At 37.9% G+C, this 25225-nt stretch carries 20 protein-coding genes; 10 read left to right on the top strand and 10 right to left on the bottom strand.

The window, feature by feature from the left end; all coding sequences use genetic code 11:
* Positions 1-62: 62 nt before the first annotated feature.
* Positions 63-740: a DNA mismatch repair endonuclease MutH gene (mutH, locus tag H4J41_RS03740; RefSeq protein WP_182136542.1), complete on the bottom strand. Its 678-nt coding sequence runs from the start codon at positions 738-740 to the stop codon at positions 63-65.
* A gap of 217 nt (positions 741-957) precedes the next feature.
* On the opposite strand from mutH, the gene rppH reads away from it, so the two are divergent.
* The 4 genes from rppH to H4J41_RS03720 all read left to right on the top strand — a co-directional run bounded on the left by rppH (position 958) and on the right by H4J41_RS03720 (position 5819).
* A complete protein-coding gene (rppH, locus tag H4J41_RS03735) occupies positions 958-1464 on the top strand; it encodes an RNA pyrophosphohydrolase (protein WP_182136571.1) in 507 nt (168 codons plus the stop codon).
* Between the two features lie 209 nt (positions 1465-1673).
* Complete coding sequence (gene ptsP / locus H4J41_RS03730) at positions 1674-3950, top strand: phosphoenolpyruvate--protein phosphotransferase (protein ID WP_182136541.1); 2277 nt, start codon at positions 1674-1676, stop codon at positions 3948-3950.
* Positions 3951-3997: 47 nt separating this feature from the next.
* On the top strand, positions 3998-4792 hold the full coding sequence (locus H4J41_RS03725; RefSeq protein WP_182136540.1) for a sulfite exporter TauE/SafE family protein: 795 nt from the start codon (positions 3998-4000) through the stop codon (positions 4790-4792).
* A 193-nt stretch (positions 4793-4985) separates the two neighbouring features.
* On the top strand, positions 4986-5819 hold the full coding sequence (locus H4J41_RS03720; protein WP_182136539.1) for a thymidylate synthase: 834 nt from the start codon (positions 4986-4988) through the stop codon (positions 5817-5819).
* Positions 5820-6185: 366 nt separating this feature from the next.
* On the opposite strand, the gene H4J41_RS03715 is transcribed toward H4J41_RS03720, so the two are convergent.
* On the bottom strand, positions 6186-6545 hold the full coding sequence (locus H4J41_RS03715; protein ID WP_182136538.1) for a hypothetical protein: 360 nt from the start codon (positions 6543-6545) through the stop codon (positions 6186-6188).
* Between the two features lie 4 nt (positions 6546-6549).
* A complete protein-coding gene (locus H4J41_RS03710) occupies positions 6550-7182 on the bottom strand; it encodes a hypothetical protein (RefSeq protein WP_182136537.1) in 633 nt (210 codons plus the stop codon).
* A gap of 416 nt (positions 7183-7598) precedes the next feature.
* Between H4J41_RS03710 and H4J41_RS03705 the strand changes: the two genes are divergently transcribed.
* Positions 7599-8441: an HDOD domain-containing protein gene (locus H4J41_RS03705; RefSeq protein WP_182136536.1), complete on the top strand. Its 843-nt coding sequence runs from the start codon at positions 7599-7601 to the stop codon at positions 8439-8441.
* A 120-nt stretch (positions 8442-8561) separates the two neighbouring features.
* Here H4J41_RS03705 and rdgC read toward each other — a convergent pair whose 3' ends face one another.
* Together rdgC and H4J41_RS03695 are read right to left on the bottom strand one after the other, a co-directional pair.
* Complete coding sequence (gene rdgC / locus H4J41_RS03700) at positions 8562-9482, bottom strand: recombination-associated protein RdgC (protein ID WP_182136535.1); 921 nt, start codon at positions 9480-9482, stop codon at positions 8562-8564.
* A gap of 178 nt (positions 9483-9660) precedes the next feature.
* Complete coding sequence (locus tag H4J41_RS03695; protein ID WP_182136534.1) at positions 9661-11412, bottom strand: sensor histidine kinase; 1752 nt, start codon at positions 11410-11412, stop codon at positions 9661-9663.
* A 344-nt stretch (positions 11413-11756) separates the two neighbouring features.
* Between H4J41_RS03695 and H4J41_RS03690 the strand changes: the two genes are divergently transcribed.
* The 4 genes from H4J41_RS03690 to H4J41_RS03675 all read left to right on the top strand — a co-directional run bounded on the left by H4J41_RS03690 (position 11757) and on the right by H4J41_RS03675 (position 16804).
* On the top strand, positions 11757-12683 hold the full coding sequence (locus tag H4J41_RS03690; RefSeq protein ID WP_182136533.1) for a porin: 927 nt from the start codon (positions 11757-11759) through the stop codon (positions 12681-12683).
* Between the two features lie 222 nt (positions 12684-12905).
* Positions 12906-13607, top strand: a complete 702-nt coding sequence (phoB, locus tag H4J41_RS03685) for a phosphate regulon transcriptional regulator PhoB (protein WP_182136532.1) — start codon at positions 12906-12908, stop codon at positions 13605-13607.
* Positions 13608-13617: 10 nt separating this feature from the next.
* Positions 13618-14916 carry a phosphate regulon sensor histidine kinase PhoR gene (phoR, locus tag H4J41_RS03680; RefSeq protein WP_182136531.1) on the top strand — a complete coding sequence of 433 codons (1299 nt, stop codon included), beginning with the start codon at positions 13618-13620 and terminating at the stop codon, positions 14914-14916.
* Between the two features lie 928 nt (positions 14917-15844).
* Positions 15845-16804 (top strand): PstS family phosphate ABC transporter substrate-binding protein, encoded by a 960-nt coding sequence (locus H4J41_RS03675; RefSeq protein ID WP_182136530.1) that lies wholly within the window; start codon positions 15845-15847, stop codon positions 16802-16804.
* Between the two features lie 694 nt (positions 16805-17498).
* Here H4J41_RS03675 and H4J41_RS03670 read toward each other — a convergent pair.
* The 5 genes from H4J41_RS03670 to H4J41_RS03650 all read right to left on the bottom strand — a co-directional run bounded on the left by H4J41_RS03670 (position 17499) and on the right by H4J41_RS03650 (position 22760).
* Entirely contained in the window at positions 17499-17996 is a 498-nt protein-coding gene (locus H4J41_RS03670; RefSeq protein WP_182136529.1) for a glycine cleavage system protein R, read from the bottom strand.
* Positions 17997-18037: 41 nt separating this feature from the next.
* Entirely contained in the window at positions 18038-18397 is a 360-nt protein-coding gene (locus H4J41_RS03665) for a PilZ domain-containing protein (protein ID WP_182136528.1), read from the bottom strand.
* A 124-nt stretch (positions 18398-18521) separates the two neighbouring features.
* Positions 18522-20201: an energy-dependent translational throttle protein EttA gene (ettA, locus tag H4J41_RS03660; RefSeq protein WP_182136527.1), complete on the bottom strand. Its 1680-nt coding sequence runs from the start codon at positions 20199-20201 to the stop codon at positions 18522-18524.
* Between the two features lie 164 nt (positions 20202-20365).
* On the bottom strand, positions 20366-21655 hold the full coding sequence (locus H4J41_RS03655; RefSeq protein WP_182136526.1) for a diguanylate cyclase: 1290 nt from the start codon (positions 21653-21655) through the stop codon (positions 20366-20368).
* Between the two features lie 670 nt (positions 21656-22325).
* The gene (locus H4J41_RS03650) at positions 22326-22760 is read right to left on the bottom strand and encodes a CBS domain-containing protein (RefSeq protein ID WP_182136525.1); all 435 of its coding nucleotides are present in this window, start codon (positions 22758-22760) and stop codon (positions 22326-22328) included.
* A gap of 330 nt (positions 22761-23090) precedes the next feature.
* Here H4J41_RS03650 and H4J41_RS03645 point away from each other — a divergent pair, with 330 nt between their 5' ends.
* Entirely contained in the window at positions 23091-25217 is a 2127-nt protein-coding gene (locus tag H4J41_RS03645; protein ID WP_182136570.1) for an ABC transporter permease subunit, read from the top strand.
* Positions 25218-25225 lie beyond the last annotated feature (8 nt).

Below are 25225 nucleotides of genomic sequence, written 5' to 3'. Positions count from 1 at the left end.
AATTTTTACAATTAAATGAGTATTTCAATCGTGTTAGCGATGAGCTTATAGCTAATGAATAGCTAGTTAATACGTAAGTATTTATTTAATAGCGCCTGTGTAAAGCTCGTTTTTAAATAAAAGCCACGAGGTAAGGTCATAAAGGGTTGACCAAGGCGATTAAATGCTTGGGTTTTCGCCTGGCTATTTGCCGCTTTTGGCCGCAATTGCAAAACTTGCCCATGCTTACCATGAATGTTTTCCACATCCCCTAGCACTATCATATCAGTGAGTTCTTGCCAGTCGAGGGCGAGCAGGTGTTCTTCTTCTGGTGAAGGTGACCAAATAAAAGCTGTGCCAACAATACGATCTGCGATGGCGATGCTGCGTTCAGAAATAACAGGTATCCACAACACCCGCGCGATTTTATTACGAATATGACTTGTTTGCCATTGGGCGCCGACTAAACCTGTTAACGGGGCAACGCAGACAAAGGTAGTTTCTAAGGGCTTACCTTGATAATTAATCGGTAATGATTTTAGCTCAATGCCTAAATGTGGAAAGTCGGGCTCTGGTCGAGAACCGGCACTAGCGCCTAATACTTGCTCTAGCAATAAGCCTATCCAGCCTTTATCACGCTTTAGGTCCTTAGGTACAACAACGTTAATAAATTTTGCAATCTCTCCTAATGTCATACCAGCAAGGTTTTGTGCTCTTGTTAGTAACTCTGCTTCGTTTTTAGGACTTTTATTGCTATTCAAGGCTGGCTCTGTAATCAAGGTTGTTTAGCTTATTATCATTCAGTTTTAAGTCTTTGAGCAAGGCAATTATTTTTTGTTACATTTTAAACATTTTAAATGTTATGCACAAACAAGGGTTAATACCGGCATATTGTGCTGCTTTGTGTTAATAAGTGTTTGCCCAAAAGTGCAGAATGTGGAAGAATCAAAGTATTATTTAATGCTGTCAGGAGTTCCTTTGATAGATGCCGAAGGCTATCGAGCCAACGTTGGCATAGTAATAATCAATGACAGAGGACAAGTATTTTGGGCAAGGCGTTTTGGTCAGCATTCTTGGCAATATCCACAAGGTGGCGTTGATGAGGGTGAATCTGCAGAGCAAACTATGTACCGGGAATTAGACGAAGAAGTCGGTTTAAAACCTGAACATGTTAAAATTGTAGCGACCACTAAGAATTGGTTAAGATATAAATTACCAAAAAGATTAATTAGGCACGAAAGTTTACCCGTATGTATTGGTCAAAAGCAGAAGTGGTTTTTACTGCAATTGACCGCACCAGAATCAGCGGTTGATTTATTGCATTCAAATCATCCCGAGTTTGACGATTGGCGTTGGGTTTCATACTGGTATCCAGTTAGGCAAGTTGTGTCATTTAAACGCGAGGTTTATCGCAAGGTGATGAAAGAATTTGCTTTAGCGGCAATGCCTAGTTATCGTCAAGAGCGTCGCCGACGTCGTGCTTGATTATTGTTCAACCTAGATTATTATTATGTCTTGTAAAATAGCTCACTTCGGTGAGCTATTTTGTTTAAAATTATTGAATGAGTTATCAGCATGGATGACATAACAGATTTCATTAATAGCTACTAACTTAGCATAGGTCACTTCAATCATGCGGCTTGGTATCTCTGTAGCATTGAAGATGCCAAAACAACTTATCTAAAGGGATGGTAATGCTTACTATTTTACGTCGAATTGTTCTAGAGTTTAGTCAGGCTTCAGAGCTTGACCAAGCGTTATTACGTTTAGTTAGTCAGGTTAAAAACGCACTCTCTACCCAATGTTGCTCAGTATATTTAGCGGATCATGAAAAGCAGCATTTCATTTTAATGGCCTCTAATGGCCTAGCCGAAAATGCTTTTGGCCGAACTTGTATTGGCTTTACCGAAGGACTGGTGGGTTTAGTTGGGCAACGTGAAGAGCCGATTAATATTGCCAACGCTCATCAACATCCAGATTTTATTCATGCGCCAGAAGTCGAAGAAGAGCATTTTAAAGCTTTTTTAGGTACGCCAATTATTCATCAGCGCAAAGTCTTGGGCATATTAACCGTACAACAAGAACAGGCACGTTTTTTTAACGAAAATGAAGAAGCATTTTTGGTCACGCTATCGGCACAGCTTGCCACCGCATTAGCCAGTGTTGAAGCGCAAGGCATGATTGAATTAAGTTATAGCCAAAATATCGGTAAAAACCTTGCCGGTATAGGCGGTTCACCAGGAGTGGCTATTGGTGAAATGATCGTGATGCACCCTAAAGCTGATTTATCTAAAATAGCGCTTAACAAAGTCAGTGATAGTCAGCAGCAACTGATGATTTTTGATGATGCAGCAAGTCGCACATTCGCTGAATTTTCTCAAATGAGTGAAAAATTAAAAGCGATAATTTCAGATAACAGTCTCGATATTTTTGATGTTTATAAGCAGTTGCTTGAAAGTGATAATTTTAAAGCTGAAGTTATTGCTAAAATTAAACTGGCTTGGAATGCTCAAAGTGCTTTGAAACTGGTTGTTGATAGCTATGTTATGCAGTTTGAAAGCTTGGAAGATGAGTACTTGCGAGAGCGTGCCTACGATATTAAAGATTTAGGTAATCGCTTATTAAATAACATTCAAAACTTGGCAGAGCAAGATCAGCAATTACCTGAGCAATTTATACTTGTTGCAGAAGACGTTAGTGCAGCCATGCTCGCTGAATATCAACATCTTGGGCTGTTGGGTATTGTTTCAATCACAGGCTCAAATAATTCTCATACGGCTATTTTAGCGAAAGCGTTGAATATTCCAGCAATTATGGGCGTTGATTATCTTGCTATTCGTCAGCTGCATAAAAAACAGGCGATTTTAGACGGTTATGCTTGCCAGCTTTACGTTACTCCCGCAGATGCCCTAATTAATGAGTATCGACATATTGTCGCGGCAGAAAATAAATTATACGCGCAAGTAAAAGAGGCAGAACATTTACCGGCATTGACCCAAGATGGTCATCATGTCAGCTTATTGATTAATGCTGGTTTATCGGCAGGGTTTGAATACTCACAAAATGTTGGTGCCGATGGTGTCGGTTTATATCGTACTGAAATTCCCTTTATGAATCGTAGTTGTTTTCCGTCTGAGTCAGAACAAACCGTGTTATATCAGCAAGTTTTAGCGTCATTCCCAGACAAGCCTGTCACCATGCGAACTTTAGATGTTGGTGGTGATAAGTCGCTACCTTATTTCCCCATTATTGAAGCCAACCCTTTTTTAGGTTGGCGTGGTATTCGAATTACCTTAGATCACCCTGAAATATTTTTAGTGCAAGTACGAGCAATGATGAAGGCAAATTATGGCCTGGGTAACTTAGCTATTATGTTACCTATGATTTCTAGTATCACTGAAGTGGATGAAGCCAATAGGCTGATTAATCAAGCATATTATGAGCTTACCTCAGAATTATTTTGTAATGAAAATGACGCTTTAGAACGGCCAAAAGTGGGCGTGATGATTGAAGTGCCTGGCATTATTTTTCAGTTAGAAGATTTAGCGGATAAAGTTGATTTTTTCTCTGTTGGCAGTAATGACTTAACTCAATATTTATTGGCGGTTGATCGCAATAATAGCCGCGTAGCGAGTTTATATGATTTTTATCACCCTGCGGTTTTACGTGCATTGCACCATATAGCACAAAAAAGCCAACATCGAGATGTGCCATTAAGTATCTGTGGAGAATTAGCCAATGAGCCGACCGGTGCGCTTTTATTGATCGCCATGGGTTACCAAAATTTGAGCATGAGCGCTCATAGTCTTGCGAAAGTGAAATGGGTTATTCGCCATGTTGACTATCAGCAGTTAAAACAAATTTTAGTGCGAGTATTGAGCTTTACCAATACCAGTGATGTACATAGTTATATGCATGAGCAATTAGTTAAATTAGGTTTAGGGGACTTTGTGCATGCCAGATTACAATAAGCGTTGCTTAGTGCTGTTATTACGCCATGATAAAGTAAGTGATTGTGATGTTTATTAGTGTATTTTTAGCCTGTGCTTTGCTAGGTGCTGTAGTGGGTTTTTTTGCTGGTTTACTCGGTATTGGCGGTGGACTTATTATTGTGCCTGTGTTGGTGTATTTATTACCGTTATTGGGCATAAGCGCAGAGCTTGCCTTTCCTATGGCACTTGCCACGTCGCTGGCTTCGATCATATTCACCTCTACTTCTGCGGCTTTCGCCCATCATAAAAATGGTAATATTCCTTGGCCAATAGCTCAACGACTGGTCATAACAGTGGCTATTGGTGCTATGCTAGGTGCCCTTATTGCCGGCATGCTGTCGTTAAAAGCCTTAACGCTAATATTTGCCAGTGCAGTACTTATTTTAGCGGCTTATATGTTTTTATCGATTAAAGTTGAGCGCAGTGTAGCGCTACCTAGCAACTGGATATTACAATTTATTGGGCTGTTTACCGGTGTGTTAGCAAGTTTGATGGGGATTGCTGGTGGCGCTATATTGGTCCCCATTTTAATGTATTGCTCATTATCTATGCGCCAAGCAATTGGTGTGGCCACCGCCAGTGGTATTATTGTCGCGTTATTTGGTGCTTTAGGCTATGTTATTATTGGTCTTGGACAAAGCGACTTGCCACCCTGGAGTATCGGTTATATTTATTTACCCGCCTTATTAGGTATTGTCTTAACCTCATCATTATTTGCGCCATTGGGTGTAAAGGCAGGTGCTAAATTGTCTTTACCTTACCTGAAAAAAGGCTTTGCCATTTTCTTGATGTTAGTGGCAATTAAAATGATGTGGTATTAACGGCTGAGCTTCGCTCATTTTTGTAAAAATAATTGTCGATAATTAGGCTCTTCTTTACCAACAATTTCACGCAAAAAAAGCCAAATACTGATAAACTGACCCTGCTGAAATCAGTGGTTAAGTTTACCGCTTTAGCCTTACGGTATTTGGCATAAACTATTTGTTCTAATTAATAACGTTAAAGGAAAACCTAGTGAAAGCATATCTTGATTTAATGCGCCATGTTAGAGACGAAGGGGTTGAAAAATCTGATCGCACTGGTACCGGTACTAAAAGTATATTTGGTCATCAAATGCGTTTTGATCTTGCAAAAGGGTTTCCGTTAGTAACCACAAAAAAATGTCATCTTAAGTCGATAATCCATGAACTATTGTGGTTTATAAAGGGTGAGTCTAATATCGCTTATTTACAGCAAAATGGCGTGAAAATTTGGGATGCTTGGGCCACTGATGAAGGTGAACTTGGCCCAGTATACGGAGTGCAATGGCGTAACTGGCCGGCACAAAACGGCGAAACTATTGATCAATTAGCACAATTAATTGATGATTTAAAAAATAATCCTGATTCACGTCGTCATATCATTACCGCTTGGAACCCTGCGTTATTACCTGATACCTCGATAAGTCCAACCGCTAATGCGGCACTGGGCAAACAAGCTTTACCGCCATGCCATACGTTGTTTCAGTTTTATGTCTTAAATGGTAGGTTGAGCTGTCAGCTATACCAAAGAAGTGCAGATATTTTTCTGGGCGTGCCATTTAATATCGCTAGTTATGCCTTGTTTACTATGATGATCGCGCAAGTTTGTGATTTAGAACTGGGTGACTTTGTCCATACTTTTGGTGACGCGCATTTATACTTAAATCATCTTGAGCAAGTCGATGAGCAATTATCGCGTGAGCCTTTGCCATTACCCAATATGTGGATTAATCCTGAAGTAAAAAGTATCTTTGATTTTACTTTCGCAGACTTTGAGCTACAAAACTATCAAGCTCACCCACACATTAAAGCCGCTATTTCGGTATAATTGAGCCAACTTTATAGCAAAAGTGTTGTGCACTTTTGCTAAGCTTGATTTTCATTTTCTTGATATAATATTACTCTGCAGTTGTCTTCATATCTTATTGTATAAAATAACCGCACGAGTAACTGTACTAGTTACTATACTAGTTATGTTGCCAATATGAGCAAAAAAATGATACCTGATAATTAGATTCTGCTTGAGCATTATGGTTAGTTAGCTTGAATTTTGCTAAAGAAAGTTATCAAGGAAAATGAAGGGTTAATATTGATCAGCTAAACCCCTTGATAGTTGGCAATAAATATCATGTATTCTAAGATGTTACTCAGGTATAAAGTAGAGCCGCTAATTAATGCAGCGGGTATAAGTTAGCTAGAGGTTATTTGACACTATTTTTGTCTTAGCTTTATTGTCAGCCGCCTTTTTAGCTTTTTGTCCTTCTTTAGCTTTCTGCTCGTTATTAGTGGTATTATTTTCTGGTGAGTTAACTTCCGTCTTCGCTTTTTGCTGGTTATTAGCGGCATTGTTTATTGGCGTGTTAACTTCTTCTTTGGCTTTTTTCTCGTCATTAATTGTATTATTTTTCTGAGCGTTAACTTCTTTTTTTGCTTTTTTACCACTAGCATCAGTTTGCGCTATGCTAGAGATAAGCGCATGTTGAGTTTTGGCGAGTAAACTAGGTGAAAAACTCATTTTGAGGGTAATGACTATAACAAAAATTATGTATTTCATGTTATTAACAGTTACATGGTGCAGGTATTGATTTAACTACTTGTCCTGAGTAAGTGTTTATAGTTTCATCAAAACAGCCTCTACCTTGATATTGCACACGTCTTAGTAATAAATTTGGACCAATCCACTTTTGACACAATACCACTACACCATTGTTGGATGTAGATGAAGTTGTATTTATTTTACTCTGGCTAGCCATAGCTTGATTGAATAAATTAAAATGAATAGCGGCTGTTTTAATGCGCGATATTTTTTCTACGGCAACCCATTCAAAAAACTGTGCATTATTGGCAGTCCTTATTTTGATTAAAACATCACCAGATTTGCATATAGTTGCATCAACCTCAGTGTTTGTTGGGGTGACAAAAGGTTCATAGGGTAATGTTGTGCACTCGAAATTTTTTATCCACATTTTATTACTTAGTATCGCTTTATCTGAATCTCCTGCTTTAACTCCCTTGATATAAGCGCTGCCCATTTCATAATAGGTTGGCATGGCACCCATTAACGCTAAAAGTATCGTTGGATAAACGAGAAACCATTGCCACCATTTTTTTGGTTCAGTCTGATGTGAGGTACTGGATTGCGGGGCTAAGTTTTGCTCGTTTGATGAATGTGGATTTACATTATCTTTCATAATATTTACCTATGCTTGCTCAGAAAATAAAAACAGCAACACAACAAAACAAAACAATACATTCAAGTTAGGACGTATTAGAATTTATGATCAGATTATAATTAATAGTACAAATAATGAGCAATATCAAGTTACAGGTTAATCTGCCTATTCTCTACTTTTTCTGCTGAAATTATAATTTTTAGGTCTGTATTTCTGCAATCTTTGAATATAAAGAAAAAATTATAACTGTGCTTTCTATCACTGAAATTGACAGTATATAAATATTAAGCAAAGCAATTTGTTGTTTATGCTGATATTTTTTGCATGATGATTAACGTGATAGATGTAAAAACTTTTAATAAATGCGCTTTTATCTACTTTAATAATATTACTTTGTGTTAAATTTATGAATCTACAAATAGTAAGGAATGGTTATGGGCGCAGAAAGTGCACTTTATACGATACTTGTTGAGAAAATTAAACAGGATGCGTTAGTTTTACCTCTCTTGCCTAAAATCGCATTGAACGTGAGGCAAGCTGCAGACGATGCAGATATTAGTTTAGGCAAGATGAGTGATATTATTAGCCACGATGCTGCATTATCTTTAGGTATGCTTAAAGTGGCAAATAGTGTTGTGTTTGGGCGAGAAATCAAAGTTGAGTCGGTTGCTCAAGCCGTTACTCGTATTGGCCTAAGAAAAATTAAAAGTATTGCTACAGGGATTGCTATAGAGCAAATGTTTGTCTCTAATAACCCCGTAATTTCCAAATATATGCAAAAGTCATGGGGTGAAACTGTTGATGTGGCTTCAGTTGCTATCGCCTTAATGACGTTATATTTAACAAAGCATAAACGTGCACCATTCACCTTAGATACGCTAACGCTGGCAGCCCTTATTCATAATATTGGTACTTTACCCATATTAACAGAAGCTGAAAATCATCCTGAGGTGTTTGCAAAGCCAGTATTTTTACAACAAGCGATTGCAAGGCTTTCTAATGAAATTGGTGCTGAGATAACCAAAGCTTGGGGTTTTTCTGAAGAGCTTACCGAGTTAGTAATGTCATGGAATGATTTATCTATTTTGTTAAAAGAGGTTCACTACCTTGATTTTATTCGAGCTGGTGCGGTTTATCATGAAATATTTACTAGTGAATCAACACGAGATATTTTACTTGAAAGCTTGGTGACTAAAGACATTTTACCGGATGCCAAATTTATGGATTCGGAAGCGTTTAGTGAACTTTTGACACAAGTTCGCGCCATGTTTAATTAAGGCTAATCTGACTTATTATTTGCATCTAAGTCTTTATTTAATTGTTTATCAAGTTGTTAATGTAAAATGACAAAAAAGGCGCTAAGTAGCGCCTTTTTAACCCGCTATGTTAGCGATAAACTATGCTTCTAAATAATCACTGGCTTTAAGTGAAAACTCAGCTAACAAGTGATCTATAAAACGGTTTAACTCACCGGTCATTAAGGCAAAGTCGGCATCGAGTTTCGCGACAACATCATCGCTATCAATATCGTCGTTTTGCTCTTGAATAACGTCATAGAATTTAAGACGTTTAACGGCTAAATCGTCACATAATATAAATGACAAGGACTCGTCCCACTCTAGCGCTACTTTGACAACATATTTATCAGCATCTAAGTGTGCTTTAATTTCTTCACTGGTAAGATCTTGGTTTTTAACCCGAACCACTGCGCCGTCATCACCTAAGGCATTGAATTCAGCTTCCATGCCTAATTGAAAGTTAGCACCTAAGTTACTTTCGACTAACCATTCGGTCATAACTTCATCAGGGGCTTTTTCTGGTGACGGAGTGGTTACGGGCAATGTACCAAGTGATTTACGTAAAAGTGCTAAAAAGTCTTCGGCTTTACCACGACTACTGGTATCGATAACAATAATGTTATGCACAGCATTAATATAAGCACGAGTATCACTAAAGCGAGAAAATGCTCGTGGTAGTAATTCAAAAATAATATCTTCTTTAAACTGCTCTTTCTCTTTTTTAGTGGCGCCGCGTGATTGCTCTACTTCTAATTGCGCTACTTTTTGTTCGATCATGTCTTTAACAACAGGAGCGGGGAGAATTTTTTCTTCTTTGCGTGCACACAATAAATAATTACCGTTTACCGCGTGAACAGTTGAGTCGCCATGCTTGCCTAATGCATTAACCCAACCAAAATGCGATTGTTCAGTTGAAGCACAGGGGGTAAATAAATGCTCAGATAATTGTTTCTCTAAATCTTCTTCAGAACAATCAAAAGGGCGGGTAAAGGCAAAAAAGTATAGGTTTTTAAACCACATTAAGATAATCCTAGGCCCGATAAAAGTGGGCGAATAATTGAAAAACGAGGGCACTATACCCGTTCTACTTCAAGCTAAAATATCTATCTTAAAGTTGATCGGGTATGTTGAGCGGGTATATTACCGTACTTGTTTGCATCACGCACGCCTTAGATTAATCTCATTAGGCAAGGAGCAGTTAGTGCATATTATCAAACTTGATATCATAACTTAGCCCTTGTTCAAGAGCTGAACTTGCACTAACGCTACCATTTAAGGTGTCATTTACTAGGTTATTAACGATATAAGTGCCTAAGCCTGTGCCGCCTCTATTTCCAGCGGTAGTATAAAATGGATCAAAGAGGTGTGTTAATTGTTCGTCAGATAAGCCGTGGCCATTGTCCTTATATGTTATATGTACATGTTCACCGTTGAGTTTTACCAATATGGTAATTACACCGCGTTCCATATCTTTAAAGCCATGCATGATTGAGTTGATGATGAGGTTGGTAAATATTTGAGAAATAGCGCCGGCATGGCAATAAACTTCAGCATCTTGCGGGCAATCTACTTCAATCTTGTGTTGGGTGTTTTTAAATTTAGGGTGCAATGAACGGATGATTTCATCAATATATTTGCCCAGATTGACTTGACGAATTTTTTCGCTTATTTGGTCAACCGCCACTTGTTTATAACTCGTGACCAATTCAGAGGCACGTTCGAGGTTGTTTAACACTAAATTAAGACCTTGCTCTGAATTCTTGGTAAAGTCATTAAGCACACGTTTTGAGAGTTTATTGTCTTTTATGTCAGCTTTAAGCGCAGTGAGTAAATCTGCCAGATAAGATGTGGAGGTTATACTGACGCCTATTGGGGTATTAATTTCATGGGTCACTTCGGCTGACATACTACCCAGTACCGCCATTTTCTCTGCGTCAAGTAAGCGCTCTTGCGCTTTGTTTAATTGAATAATAGAATTTTTCAATTCGTGATTTGTTTCGAGCAAAGTTTTTTCTGTGGTGCTTCTGCGAGCATTTTCAGTTTGTAGATTTTTTTGCTGAGTTAATAATTCACGTTGCTGCATTTCCATTTTTAACATCGAGGTACTTAATGATGAGGTTTTACGTGCTACCTCTTGTTCAAGTATCAGGTTTTGTTCATCAAGCTTGTTGTTAGCGGATATAATGTTGCTTTGGGCTAGGGCGAGTTTGTCTTTATAGGCCACCAGTTCATCAATTAAATTATTATAGGCGTTTTGCAGAATGTTTAATTCGTTATTTTCATAGTTAGTTACGTGTAATTTAGAGGCTTCAGGGTCATCGATATCAAATTGATTAATTTGTTCGGTTAGTGCGTTAAGTGGGTTGGTCAAAAGGCTTGAAAAAGCTAAGGAAAATAACAATACCAGTGCGGCGGTTTTCACCATGGCATTACCAATAAGAAAATAAATACCGACCTGTATTCGGTTAAAAATAACCTCATTGCTGGATAATAAGGTCACTGAGCCAACTTTAGTGGTGCGACCTGAAAATTCAAAAATCAACGGAAAACCATGACCAAATAGTCCTTCGCTTTGGGAACTAACATTAAAATACTCAGGGTTGTTAACGTCATCGCCAACTAACTCAATATAAAGCGTTTCTGCATCAGCTGTTAAGCCTAATTGGGCGATAATGAGATTGTTTTCATCGGTAACCGTGATGCCTTTAATCATTGGAATAGCAACTAAGCCTTCTGCAATAGATATCGCTTGTTGGGTATTTAGTTCCCATACCGCTCGGGTTAAACTGCCACTAAAGGTTTTCTCTAGGGTGAGTAATTCATTGGCAATGTGATTTTTGGTATTGATGTATTCGGCACCAATTTGCACACAAGTAACAATAAATGTCAGAACAAAATATAATGACAATACTCGTGTAAGTAACTTTCGTGACAGGCTAGTTGATTTCATTAAAGTTTTCTTTTGTTAGTGTTGCTTTATTTTGCTGTTTTAAAGTAGCTTAAGGTGATTATAAATTTAGCGACTTTAAGTAATAATTTGAGTTGTAAATAAACACTATGCTTTATTTATTTTTAATTTATTTTCAGCATAATTCATTCCACATAAAGGGAACACCATTAATTTACCGCAAAAGCACTATAAAAGCTTGATGTAGTGGTGATTAAAATTTAATACAAATTGTATTTTTTGGCATAATGGTGAAAAATTATTTCTTGATGTCACAATAATGTCATAAAGATTAGGCAAACTAAGCTCAATTATTTTTAGCCATACTAATTCTTAAAGGTATCAACATGAAACATACTTACAACAAAATCGCTGTCGTTTTATTGTCTTCTTTATCATTGTCGGCATTTGCAGCTGATGTTGAAGTTTACGGCAAAGCAAATCTTTCACTGCAATCTTCTGATGAAGGTGAAGGGTCATTTACAGAAGTAAAAAGTAATGCGTCACGTATTGGACTTAAAGGTACACATGATCTGGGTGAAGGCTTATCTGTTATCTATAAAGCAGAGTTTCAGGTTGACTTAGATGGTGATAGTGCAAAAGGCGATAGCATTACTGATCGTAACCAGTATGTTGGCTTAGCCGGCGGTTTTGGTGAGGTTTTATTGGGTAAAAATGACACTATGCTTAAGCAATCACAAGGCAAAGTTGATTTGTTTAGCGATTTAAATGGTGATATAAAAAGTTTATGGAAAGGTGAAAACCGCATGGCGGATACACTTTCTTATAAATCACCTAAATTTAGTGATTTTCAATTAGGTGTTACTTATATCGCTGAAGATGCGGTTGACGCAGAAGATGGTGTTTCTGTTGCCATATTTTACGGTGATGCAAAATTGAAAAAGTCAGCTATTTTTGCTTCTGTTGCTGTCGATTCTGACGTTAATGGTTACGATATTACTCGTGCGACTGTGCAGGGTAAAGTCTCTGGTGTTGTGTTAGGCGCCATAGTGCAAAGCCAAGAAAAAATAGATGGTAGCGGTGAAATGGATGGTTTCATGGTATCGGCTAAATATAAAATGGATAAAATAACCTTTAAAGGCCAATATCAAGCGGCTGACTTTAAAGACGGTGATGATAAATCTGGTATTACTCTCGGTGCAGATTATTCACTAGCTAAAAGCACTAAGCTATACACTTTTTACACCACTTTTGATATGGACAGTGGCGAAGACCAAGATTACTTAGCCGCGGGTATCGAATATAAGTTTTAACCATTGTAGTTGTTGATACATTAATGATTAAAAGCCGCTTTGTGCGGCTTTTTTCTTGCCTAATGGTTTGGTATCGATGATCATAACAACAATAACAAACAGATTAATGTTGCTTAGGGCTTAATAAATCAACCCAAGGATAATAATTCTATCGTTGTCATGAAACTGTCACAATAATTTATCACAATGTTTGCTATACGATTAGGCGATTAGGAAGGATACATGAGTAGACAGATTTTGGTTGTTGAAGACGAAGCCGCAATAAGAGAAATGATCATCTTTGTTTTGGAGCAAAATGGTTTTAATGCCATCGAGGCTGAAACGATAGAGCAAGCACAAGCTCAAATTAAAGAACCTTATCCTGACTTAATTTTACTGGATTGGATGTTACCAGGTGGCACAGGGGTAAAGTTAGCAAAATCATTAAAACAAAATGAGTATACCCGTACCATTCCAATTATTATGCTAACCGCTAGAGCAGACGAAGACGATAAAGTTAAAGGCTTTGAAGCCGGCATTGATGACTACGTAACTAAACCTTTCTCACCGAAAGAATTAATTGCTCGCATTAAAGCGGTTATTCGCCGCGTTGCGCCGACAGCGTTAGAAGAGACCATTGATTTTCACGGCATTACCTTAGATCCAGTCGCGCATCGAGTGTCAATAAATAATAAAAATTTAGACCTTGGCCCAACAGAATTTCGTTTGTTACATTTTTTTCTAACCCATACTGAACGGGTTTATAGCCGAGAGCAATTACTAGACAATGTATGGGGCACAAATGTTTATGTTGAAGATAGAACGGTTGATGTCCATATTCGACGTTTACGTAAAGCTATTTCTGGTGACGGCCATGAAGATTTTATTCAGACGGTACGAGGTTCAGGTTATCGCTTTTCGGGCAAAATTCAACCCTCAGGTTAATAACTAATTTATGTTTTTTCGCATTTCAGCTAGAACGCTTTTTACCCGTATTTTTGGCGTAATTATTGTCAGTGGTTTTGTTGGCTATTTGTTTGGCCAAACATTTCTTGCTGTCAGTATTGTCTCACTATGCCTGCTTGCTTGGCATTATAATCATTTGTTTAAATTGATTCAGTGGCTGTGGCAAGGAAAATCAATAGCACCACCACAAGCTAATGGCATTTGGGGCAGAATATACGATGGTCTTTATCGCCGTATTCGCAAGCAGCGCTTAAAACAGAAGCAACTTAATGAACGTATTCGAAAGTTTCGTGATGGCGCTGAAGCCTTGCCTGATGCAGCGTTAGTGCTATCAAATGAACTGATCATTTTATGGGGTAATAAAAAAGCTTCAAAGTTTTTAGGGGTGCGTTGGCCCGAGGATATTGGTTTACGTATTGACAACTTGATTCGATTTCCAGAGTTTTCTAAATACCTAGATGATGGCGATTATAATAGCCCTTGTTTAATTATTTCACCGATAAATAATGAGTTACAGCTTGAGCTGCGGATGATGGCTTACGGTAGTGATCAAATTTTATTATTAGCGCGTGATATCAGTAAAATACAACGGTTAGAGGAAATGCGCCGTGATTTTGTTGCTAATGTATCCCATGAGCTAAAAACGCCTCTAACAGTGGTACGTGGTTATGTTGAAATGGTGCAAGCCAGTGAAACTGCGCTGGACCCACATTGGAAAAAAGCCTTTACCACGATAGAATCACAAGTGTCACGAATGGATAGGCTAGTTGAACAACTTTTAGTGCTATCACGAATCGAGCATAATGTTGACGCAGACAATCATCAAGAAGTTAATTTATCGCGCTTAGTCTTAACGATAATTGAAGAGGTGCAGTGGTTAAATCAAGATAAAAATCATATTATTAACAATGACATTGCGCCAAATATAAGTATTAATGGCAATGAACACGAATTAAAAAGCGCCTGCTTGAATTTAATTTCAAATGCTATTGCCTATACTCCGCCTAATGGCATTATTGATATAAGACTTGGTAATGACGGTAATAAAATACGCTTTAGTGTGAAAGATAATGGCCCCGGTATTAAACCTGAGCATGTTAATCGTTTAACTGAACGATTTTTCCGTGTTGATAAGTCTCGCTCACGTAATACGGGCGGCTCTGGCCTCGGTTTGGCGATAGTTAAACATGTATTGAATCACCACCACGGTGAGCTTTCAATTGAAAGTGAGTGGCATCAAGGCAGCGAATTTATTATCTATTTCAGTCCTGAAATAGCGAATAAATAAGCTTGTTAATATGTCAGCCCGTATGACTAAATCTCATTGTTGGTTATTTTTCTATCTTAAGATTCAAATAACTTATCTAAGCTTAATAAAAGTCATTTGTAATTAATTTTACCTTCATTGTTTGTATAGTTTTGGCTAGCAAATCTATCACTTAGCATTTATCACTTAGCAAGGCTAAAACGTTATATATTTTGTGCCGATACACTTGCTCAGCAAGTCAGTTTTAAACATAAAGCTCACTAAGGTTTTGGTATTTTGACGGTAAAATAAAATGTTTAACCTGGTAATCAAAAGCCCAGTCTTCTGCAAATAAACTTAAAACTTACAGCGATTTTTAAAAACTGATGGACTAAAGTCCACCCTACAAAGGGCTTGCAGGTGATAATTTAGCCTGGGTGATTGTTTTGCTGTTAACTGAAAGCTATTCTTTAAAACCTGATGGACTAAAGTCCACCCTACAAAGGGCTTGCAGGTGATAATGTAGCTTGGGTGATTTTTTGACTTTTAATTGAAAGTTATTTTTAAAACCTGATGGACTAAAGTCCACCCTACAAAGGGCTTGCAGGTAATAATCTAGCCTTGGGTGATTGTTTTGCCTTTAACTGAAAGCTATTCTTTAAAACTTGGTGGACTAAAGTCCACCCTACAAAAGATTTGCCGGTGATAATCTAGCCTGGGTGATTGTTTTGCTGTTAACTGACAGCTATTTTAAAATCTGATGGACTAAAGTCCACCCTACAAAGGGCTTGCCGGTGATAATCTATCCTTGGGTTATTGTTTTGCTTTTAACTGAAAGCTGACAGCTATTGCTTTTCAACTGACCGCTTTTTTAGGCTTGTCATACAAGTGTCACAAACTTTACTTATTATTGTCATATTCACTTTCTATAGTGTTGTTAAATTAATTATAGTTCTCATCGGAGAGTAACATGAGTTTAAAAAGTACATTAGGCGTTATTGGTTTATCAAGTCTTATCAGTTTTTCTGCATTTGCAGTTGAGAATGAGTTACCAATCTATAAAAAAGTCAGTGGTGTTTCAGGCAATGTTTCGTCTGTTGGATCAGATACCTTAGCTAATATGATGACATTTTGGGCGGAAGAGTTTAAACGCATATATCCTAATGTTAATGTGCAAATACAAGCGGCAGGTTCATCTACAGCGCCACCGGCATTAACGGAAGCAACATCTAATCTTGGCCCAATGAGCCGTAAGATGAAGTCAAGTGAAATTGAAGCGTTTCAAAAGCGTTATGGTTACAAGCCAACGGCTGTTAGAGTCGCTATTGATGCTTTAGCTGTGTTTGTTCACAAAGACAACCCGATAAAGGGTCTGCGTATAGATCAAGTTGATGCTATTTTTTCAAATAACCGTAAATGTGGTGCTTTCAAAGATGTTGAACGCTGGGGAGACTTAGGGCTAACAGGTGATTGGAGCGCTAAAGATATACAATTGTACGGTCGTAACTCAGTGTCAGGTACTTACGGTTACTTTAAAAAAGAAGCACTATGTAAAGGAGACTTTAAAAATAGTGTTAACGAACAGCCGGGCTCAGCATCGGTTGTACAATCGGTTTCTGCCTCATTAAACGGTATTGGTTATTCAGGTATTGGCTATAAAACCTCAGGCGTTCGCGCATTGCCATTGTCTAGAAAAGGCGAAAACTTTATTGAAGCTAATATGGAAAATGCAATTTCTAAAGAGTATCCATTATCACGCTTTTTATATGTTTACGTTAATAAGCACCCGATCAAACCTTTAGCACCTATGGAAGCTGAATTTTTGAAAATGGTACTGTCAAAATCAGGCCAAGACATTGTAGAAAAAGATGGTTATATTCCATTACCTGCTTCAGTTGCTGCAAAAGAATTTAAAAAGTTAGGCTTATAAAAAACTAGCCTATAGCAGTTTAGCGCCTAGAAACTTAGCGCCTAGAAGCTTAGCAAATAAAAAAGTCCGCAATCAGCAATGATTGCGGACTTTTTATGTTCAGGACGAACAGTATGCTGCGATCACATGGATGTGAAAGAGCAGTGATATTCAGGACGAAGGGTATGCTGCGATCACATGGATGTGAAAGAGCAGCGATATTCAGGACGAACAGTATGCTGCGATCACATGGATGTGAAAGAGCAGCGATATTCAGGACGAAGGGTATGCTGCGATCACATGGATGTGAAAGAGCAGCGATGTTCAGGACGAAGGGTATGCTGTGATTACATGGATGTAAAAGAGCAGCTATGTTTAGGATGCAGGATATATCGCGGGTGCATGGATGCACAGCAGGGTGTATGTTCAGGACGAACGATCATTTTTTCCCAGACAAAAACTAAGCACCAACCTCCATGTTGGCAATACTGTCATCACATTGCCATTCTTTACCATCTTGGTCATTGCGCTATGTAATATGCTACGAACTTACCTTTAGATAAGAACATAGCACCAGGGTATTAATAGAAGCTTTAAGTCGATATGAAAGAGTAATAATATTTTTATAAAATAATATAAAAACATATAAAAACATATAAAACAGTATGAAAAACAAGCTAAGGCATTGCTAGCGTCTTGGGCAATAGTTAGTTTTTTAGCGAGAAATATCTACCATCAAGTCATCGGCGAGGTTTTCAAGCGCATCAATCATAGAGTCGATAGCTTTTGTATTAGTCGAAATAGTAACTTTTGCTTTGAATAATTCATGGCCGGCATGTGGTGCGCTTTCTTGTGTACTCACCAGTTTAAGTAAATTACCACCATGATGATGAATAGTAGAAGATATTTCTTGAATTATGCCCGCTCTATCGTTTGCCGTTAGTTCTAAAACAAGCAAGGTTTCAGGTACTGAGTCATTAGGTTGTACATGTTCTATTTGCATTTTAAAGCCGGTTAAGGCCGCGAGTTCACTCGATAATGCTGCTGAGTTTTCAGGGGCAACGGCAATGTCGATCACGCCAGCAAAAACGCCTGATATCTGATGTAAACTAGACTCTTGCCAATTGGCTTTATGCTGACTGATAAGGTCAGATAATACTTTGACTATGCCAGGGCGATCTGCGGTGATGAAAGATATAATAAGATGATTCATAATAAATCCTTTGAAAATTTAGTTGAAGTTGCGCGTATTAATTAAGGTCGAGTTAGCTGTGACAGTTCTTTATGAAATTGCTTATCGTCTGCAAGGTTCAGTTCAATTAAGCGCCGTAATAAACTCACACTGTCAATATCAATACCATTGCATTGCAGTCCAATTTTATTGCTTTCTTGATGAGCAACGGTGACTTTCATTATGATTTTAGCGCCAAAGTCATCTAATTTAAGTGATAGTAAACCCAATTTTTTTTCAAGGAATAGGCCTTTAGTATCAGCAAAAAGTAAAACGCCTTTTAATGATATATCATGAATATTGACATTAAATACTTGCTGCTCTATTGCTAATTCTGCCGGTATAGAAAAAAGAATTCGTGTAAATTGGCGTCTATTTTGCATTGATTTTCATTATCAAAATGAGTTTAATTATCAAAAAGTGATTTACTCAGCATAGCCCGATTTTAATAAAAAGGCACCTTAATTAATTTATTAAGGTGCCTTTTACTTGTTGTTAACTAGTTAGTTAACCTATTTTTTTATATTTTATTCTATGTGGTTCAGCTGCTGCTGGACCATAAGTTTTCTTCAACCATTCTTCGTATTCTGTATAATTTCCTTCATAGAAGTTGATGTTGCCTTCATCACGGTAATCTAAAATATGGGTGGCGATGCGGTCAAGGAACCAACGGTCATGGGAAATAACCATGGCACAGCCTGGAAATTCTAACAGTGCTTCTTCAAGTGCACGCAAGGTTTCAACGTCTAGATCGTTGGTGGGTTCATCGAGCAGTAATACGTTACCACCTGTTTGCACTAATTTGGCTAAATGAACACGGTTACGCTCACCACCAGATAAGTCACCAATGATCTTTTGTTGATCATTACCTTTAAAGTTAAAGCGGCTAACGTAAGCACGACTTGGAATTTCAAAACTACCAATTTGTAAAATTTCATGGCCTTGAGATATTTCTTGGTATACGGTTTTACTGTTGTCCATGTCATCGCGAAACTGATCAACACTAGCAAGCTTAACTGTATCACCGAGTTCTACATGTCCAGAGTCTGGCTGTTCAGCACCTGACATTATTTTAAATAAGGTTGATTTACCAGCACCGTTTGGTCCGATAATACCGACAATAGCCCCCTTAGGTACGCTAAAGCTTAAGTTATCAATCAGTACTCTATCCCCAAAAGATTTGGTTAAGTTATTAACATCTAATACTTTATCACCTAAACGAGGTCCTGGTGGTATGTACAGCTCGTTTGTTTCATTACGCTTTTGATGATCTTGGCTATTAAGCTCTTCAAAGCGTGCCATACGGGCTTTGCTTTTTGACTGACGCGCTTTTGGATTTGAGCGTACCCATTCAAGTTCTTGTTTAATGGTTCTTTGCAAGGCACTTTCAGTTTTACTTTCTTGTTCTAAACGGGTGTTTTTCTGCTCTAACCATGAAGAATAGTTGCCTTCATAAGGAATACCATATCCTCTATCAAGCTCTAGGATCCAACCAGCGACATTATCTAAGAAATATCTATCATGCGTAATAGCAACGACGGTACCAGGATAGTCATGTAAAAATCGCTCTAACCAGGCAACAGATTCAGCATCTAAATGGTTGGTGGGCTCATCAAGTAGCAACATATCAGGTTTTTGTAATAACAAACGACAAAGTGCAACACGACGACGTTCACCACCACTAAGTACACCAATTTTTTGTTCCCACTCAGGTAAACGTAAAGCATCAGCGGCGCGCTCTAAGACGTTGTCAATATTGTGGCCGTCTTGGCTATTGATAATATCTTCTAATTGCCCTTGCTCCTTCGCTAAAGCGTCAAAGTCGGCATCGGGCTCTGCGTAGTCTGAATAGACTTGGTCTAATCGTGCTATAGCATTTTTTACTTCAGAAACGGCTTCTTCAACAATTTCACGGACGGTTTTTTCTTCGTCTAATATTGGCTCTTGTGGCAAATAACCTATGTTAGTACCTGGAAGTGCTTTTGATTCACCTTCAAATTCGGTATCAAGACCGGCCATAATACGCAGTAAGGTAGATTTACCTGAGCCATTGAGACCTAGCACACCAATTTTTGCACCAGGAAAGAAAGAAAGTGAGATGTCTTTTAAAATTGTGCGTTTAGGTGGAACTACCTTGGAAACGCGGTTCATCGACATGATGAATTTATCGGGTAATGGTTGTGCCATGAAAAACCTTTTTTAGACAGTGTGAGTAATGTCGCTATTCTAGGTTAATAGTGACCTTGTTGGCAATGAGGTTTTATGGGCTTGATGTCGTTAAGCTAAAAGCTATCTGTGTTTGGCATCGCAAATTTATCGCTTGGGTTTGAATGCGCTTAAGGCTTTGATGATTAGTCGATTAAATATACGTGATTCCTCCCCTGAGACTTAGCTTGATATAAAGCACTGTCAGAGCGGGCATAGAGATCTTGAAAGCAATTGTCGCTGGCTTTTAGCACCGAAACCCCCAAACTGATTTTTATTGATAGCATAATGTTTTTGTTAATAAGTATTGGTTTTTTATCTAATAAGTCGCGTAATCTTTCTGCGGCTTGCAAGCTTTGAGACAGGCTAATGTTGGGTAGTAATATTGAAAACTCTTCTCCGCCTATTCGGGCAAAAATATCTTCGGCTCTGATAGTGGGAGTAATGAGTTGCGCAATTTTGATTAACACTTGATCGCCAACAGGGTGGCCATATTGATCGTTAACAGTCTTAAAGTGGTCAACATCTAACGAGATAACAGCCAGTGCTTGTTGGTGTCTTTTCGCCCGGTTGAACTCTCGATTAGCATTATCAAAAAAATAACGACGGTTGTAGATACTGGTCAATACATCGGTATTAGCCAGTTGTTCAAATTTTTCTTTCAGTTGATATAGTTCAGTGACATTGGTGGAAAAGGCTATCATAGTTCTCATATCACCTCTTAATTGGAAAGGTACTTTGGTGCTGAGGTAATGTTGCGTTTTCTTGTCAGGTGACTCTAATGTTTCGTTGATCACTACTTTTTCGTTGCCCTCAAATGCGAGTTTGTCAGTTTGCCAAAAGTGATCGGCATAGCTCGGCGAAACAACATCGGTATCAAGTTTACCAATAATTTCTTCTGCAGGCAGACCAATCAGTTCTGCTACGCGCCTATTAACATATCGGTAGCGGCGTTTAGCGTCTTTCATGTAAATGTAGGCATCAATATTATTTAAAATAACGTCGAATAAATGCTTTTGATCCTGATTATCCTCTTCTAGTAATTTTTGCATGGTAATATCTGTCGATATCCCTGAAAGACCAATAATTTCGCCCATCTCATTGAATATAGGATTTTTAATGGTTTTATAGGTGTGCACTTTGCCGGTAGATTTAATCAGATTACTTTCTTCAAAAGCTAACGAAACTTTACCAAAAATAACCTTACGATCGTTTTTAAGCAATTCATCAAGCACATTTAAATCAAAAAAGTAGCTATCATCTTTACCTATAATATCTTGAACAGAGGTTTGAAATAACGCGGCAACATCGGCATTAACATAGGTGTATTTACCGGCTAAATTTTTGCAATAAACATAGGAGCCAATATTATCGAGCACACTAGTCATTTCATGCACTTGTTGCAATAAAGCAGCTATATTTTTTTTATAGGCCATACGTACATCCCATCTCATCCCTGTTATTTGGCTTAATACCAGAATATCTCTCTGAGACTTAACCTAGCAGTTTTTATAACAATCAGTAACATTTTTATGAAAAGATATTTACAAGTAAGCACTCAACATAGGCATTTAATATCTGCTTTAGGGCGTTAGATTAAACATCTTCAGCTGTATAGTATTGAAATATAGATTGAAATATAGATTAAATTTCACTCGTTCATACACTGTGATGGTTTTTTATGTATTTTTTTAGTCTGTATTTAAGCGACTAAATTAAAACGGCTAACTCATTTTATTAATAACGTCTTATTAAAGGTAATTTATTAAGCGCCATTTATTAAGCATGATTTGCTAAAAACTATTTGCTACACACGATTGAATGCAACTAACGCTAAATAGATATTAGGTAAGTATTTAGCGCAGCAAACCATTGAGTTGGCAGAGCAGAAAAGTGATATTTTCTGCAGCAATGATTTTCTGCACTAATGAGAAGGAGTGTTATCTAAGCGCTATGATGAGCAGCCAGCATTTGAGAGCTTTGCTGAAAAACCTCCGGCATAAGCTAAACACAAAGCGGGCTGTTCGATGTTATCTGTTAGCTGTTAAGTCTCTATCGCGGTTTTACTGTTTATTACACTAGAGCGATTAATAAAGTTGGGTATTATTACTTACCGTTGTCTTGATTTTTGCGACGATATTGCACCGCAATGACCTTGATGATATCGCGCCAAGTAATAACACCAATAGCACATTTATTTTCATCAACAATAGGCAGGCAAGATATTTTATGATCATGAAATAGCAATACTGCTTCAGATAAGCTGACATCTTCTGTTGCGGTGATCAGTTCACGAGCCATGATTAAATGCACTTTTTTATTCAATATAAAACTATCTTGCGGGGTTTGTTTACGCGTACCTATAGTGGGGCTTAAGTTTTTCCATAAATCACGGTCGGTAATAATGCCTGTTAAGGTGGTTTTATCTTTGATCAAAATATGATGAATATTATGTTGATCAAACAAGTTTTTAGCACTCTCTAAGCTGTCATCTAACTCTAACGTTATTAAATTACGTTGCATTATTTTATTAATATTCATGTTGTTATTTTTCCTTCTGCCCAATGCGCGGTTATTTTAATAGGTTTGGTTATTTCATTGATAACATTTAATAAGTCATAACATAACTAAAAACTAGCAAGTTGTCGCTGTTATTTTTAATGGCGGTGTGAGATAAAAAACACCTTGTCACAAAACTGTCATGTTGCTGTCTTACAATAGCCGCAGTTAAAAAATTATCATAGTTGAAGGTGTTTTTAAGTGGCCATTGCTTCTAAATCAGCAAACTATCGCAAAGTGAAAAATTCATTAGCAAAATGGATAATTACCTTAGGCGGTATCAGTGTTTTATTTACGCTAGTATTAATATTCATGTATTTACTCTACGTAATTAAACCTATCTTTGAATCTGCAAAAGTTGATGTAACCGCAAAATTTGTTATCAACGAAGAATATAAAGTGCTAGCAACAGGCGTTGATGAATTAAAAGAAGTTGCCTATAGCATTACTGAACAAGGCAAGATTAACTTTTATCAATTAGTTGATGGTGACGGGCATAAAGCCGGTGACAAAATACTTTCTCAACCATTGGTTGCTGATGGCGAAAGCCTAGCGCAGCTGATTAATGTGGGGCAAAAGCAAAAGCTATTAATTGACAGTGCTGGCAATGTTCAGCTTATTGTCCCCAGTTTTACAGCTAATTTTACCAGTGGTAAAAGGGTCATTATTCCTAGTATTCGTTATCCGTTAGGTAAAGAATATTTACCCATTGATGAAAATAATGCAGCAATTACCAAGCTGTCATTTGCTATGGATGATGAAAAAGCAATTTTCGTTGCTTTTACCCAAGATAATCGCCTGATTAAAACTACTTTGTTAGCTGAAGATGACTTTAATTACGACACGGCGTATGACGTGCAATATCAAGAAATTGATTATGAGGCAAAGCAGGTTAATGATATTTTGGTATCGTCAGGTTTGTCTATGGCGTTTGTTCGCCAAAATGATCAAGTCGCTGTGTTTTCATTAGATTATGAACCCGAGCTAAAAGCGACCATTATTCCGCAACTGGCACAAAATAAATCAACACCTAATCATATTACCAGTATGGCGTTATTGTCAGGTGGTAGCTCAATTTTATTAGGTGATGACAATGGTTCAGTCAGTCAATGGTTCGAAGTTGCCACAGATGAAGGGCGTGAATTTAAAGAAATTCGTCGTTTCAAAGTGAGTGACAATGAACCGATAACCGCCATATATACCGAGCAATATCGTAAAAGTTTTTATACCGAAACACCGTCAGGTGAAATGGGCATGTTTTATACCACCAGCGAAGCAGATTTATGGCGTGGTAATTTACACCAAGGTAATGCTCAAGCGCTTTCTATTGCGCCTCGTGCCGATGGTTTAGTGGTGTTTTCGAACAACGAATTGGCTATTTTCTCTGTCAAAAATGAGCACCCAGAAGTTACTTGGCAAGCACTTTGGCAAGAAGTTTGGTATGAAAGTTATCCTGAACCTGAGTTTATTTGGCAATCTACGTCTGGCTCTGATGATTTTGAAGCAAAATTTTCTTTGGTGCCCATTTCGTTTGGTACCATTAAAGCCGCATCATACGCTATGATGTTTGCCGTACCTATTGCCTTAACTGCCGCCATTTATACGGCTTACTTTATGACGCCTGGTATGCGCAGAAAAGTTAAACCGACCATTGAGATGATGGAAGCCTTGCCAACCGTTATTTTAGGTTTCTTGGCTGGACTTTGGTTAGCCCCTATTATTGAAATTTACTTACCGGCTATCTGCTTATTGCTGGTTTTTATTCCATCCTCAGTGTTTATTACCGCTTTCTCATGGCACAAATTACCTCGAAAATACAAAACACTTATTCCTGAAACATGGGCACCTATTATTTTAATACCGGCTATTTTACTGGCGTCTTATGCGGCATTCGCCTTATCTCCTGTGCTTGAATTACACTTGTTTGGTGGTGATGTTCGACAATATATTACTAATGATTTAGGCATTAGTTTTGACCAACGAAATGCTTTAGTTGTGGGTATTGCCATGGGATTTGCGGTTATTCCTACGATATTCTCTATGGCTGAAGATGCTATTTTTAGTGTCCCTAGGCATTTAACCAGTGGTTCTTTGGCATTAGGCGCCACTCAATGGCAAACCTTAATTAAAGTGGTGTTACTGACCGCCAGCCCAGGCATATTTTCTGCCGTTATGATGGGACTTGGCCGTGCGGTGGGAGAAACCATGATTGTGTTAATGGCAACCGGTAATACCCCGATTCTTGATTGGAGTATTTTCCAAGGCATGAGAACACTTGCAGCAAATATTGCGGTTGAAATGCCAGAATCGGAAGTGGGTAGTTCTCATTATCGTATTCTGTTCTTGGCCGCATTTGTTTTATTTGTATTTACCTTTGTAGTCAATACGCTAGCTGAATTTGTACGTCAGCGTTTGCGTGAAAAATATAGCTCATTGTAAGGAAGGCG

Origin of the sequence: Colwellia sp. MB3u-45, assembly GCF_014077005.1 — a bacterium.
GTDB lineage: Bacteria > Pseudomonadota > Gammaproteobacteria > Enterobacterales > Alteromonadaceae > Cognaticolwellia.
Note: the sequence above shows the minus strand (reverse complement) of the source record. Positions and strands in the feature narration are given on the sequence as shown.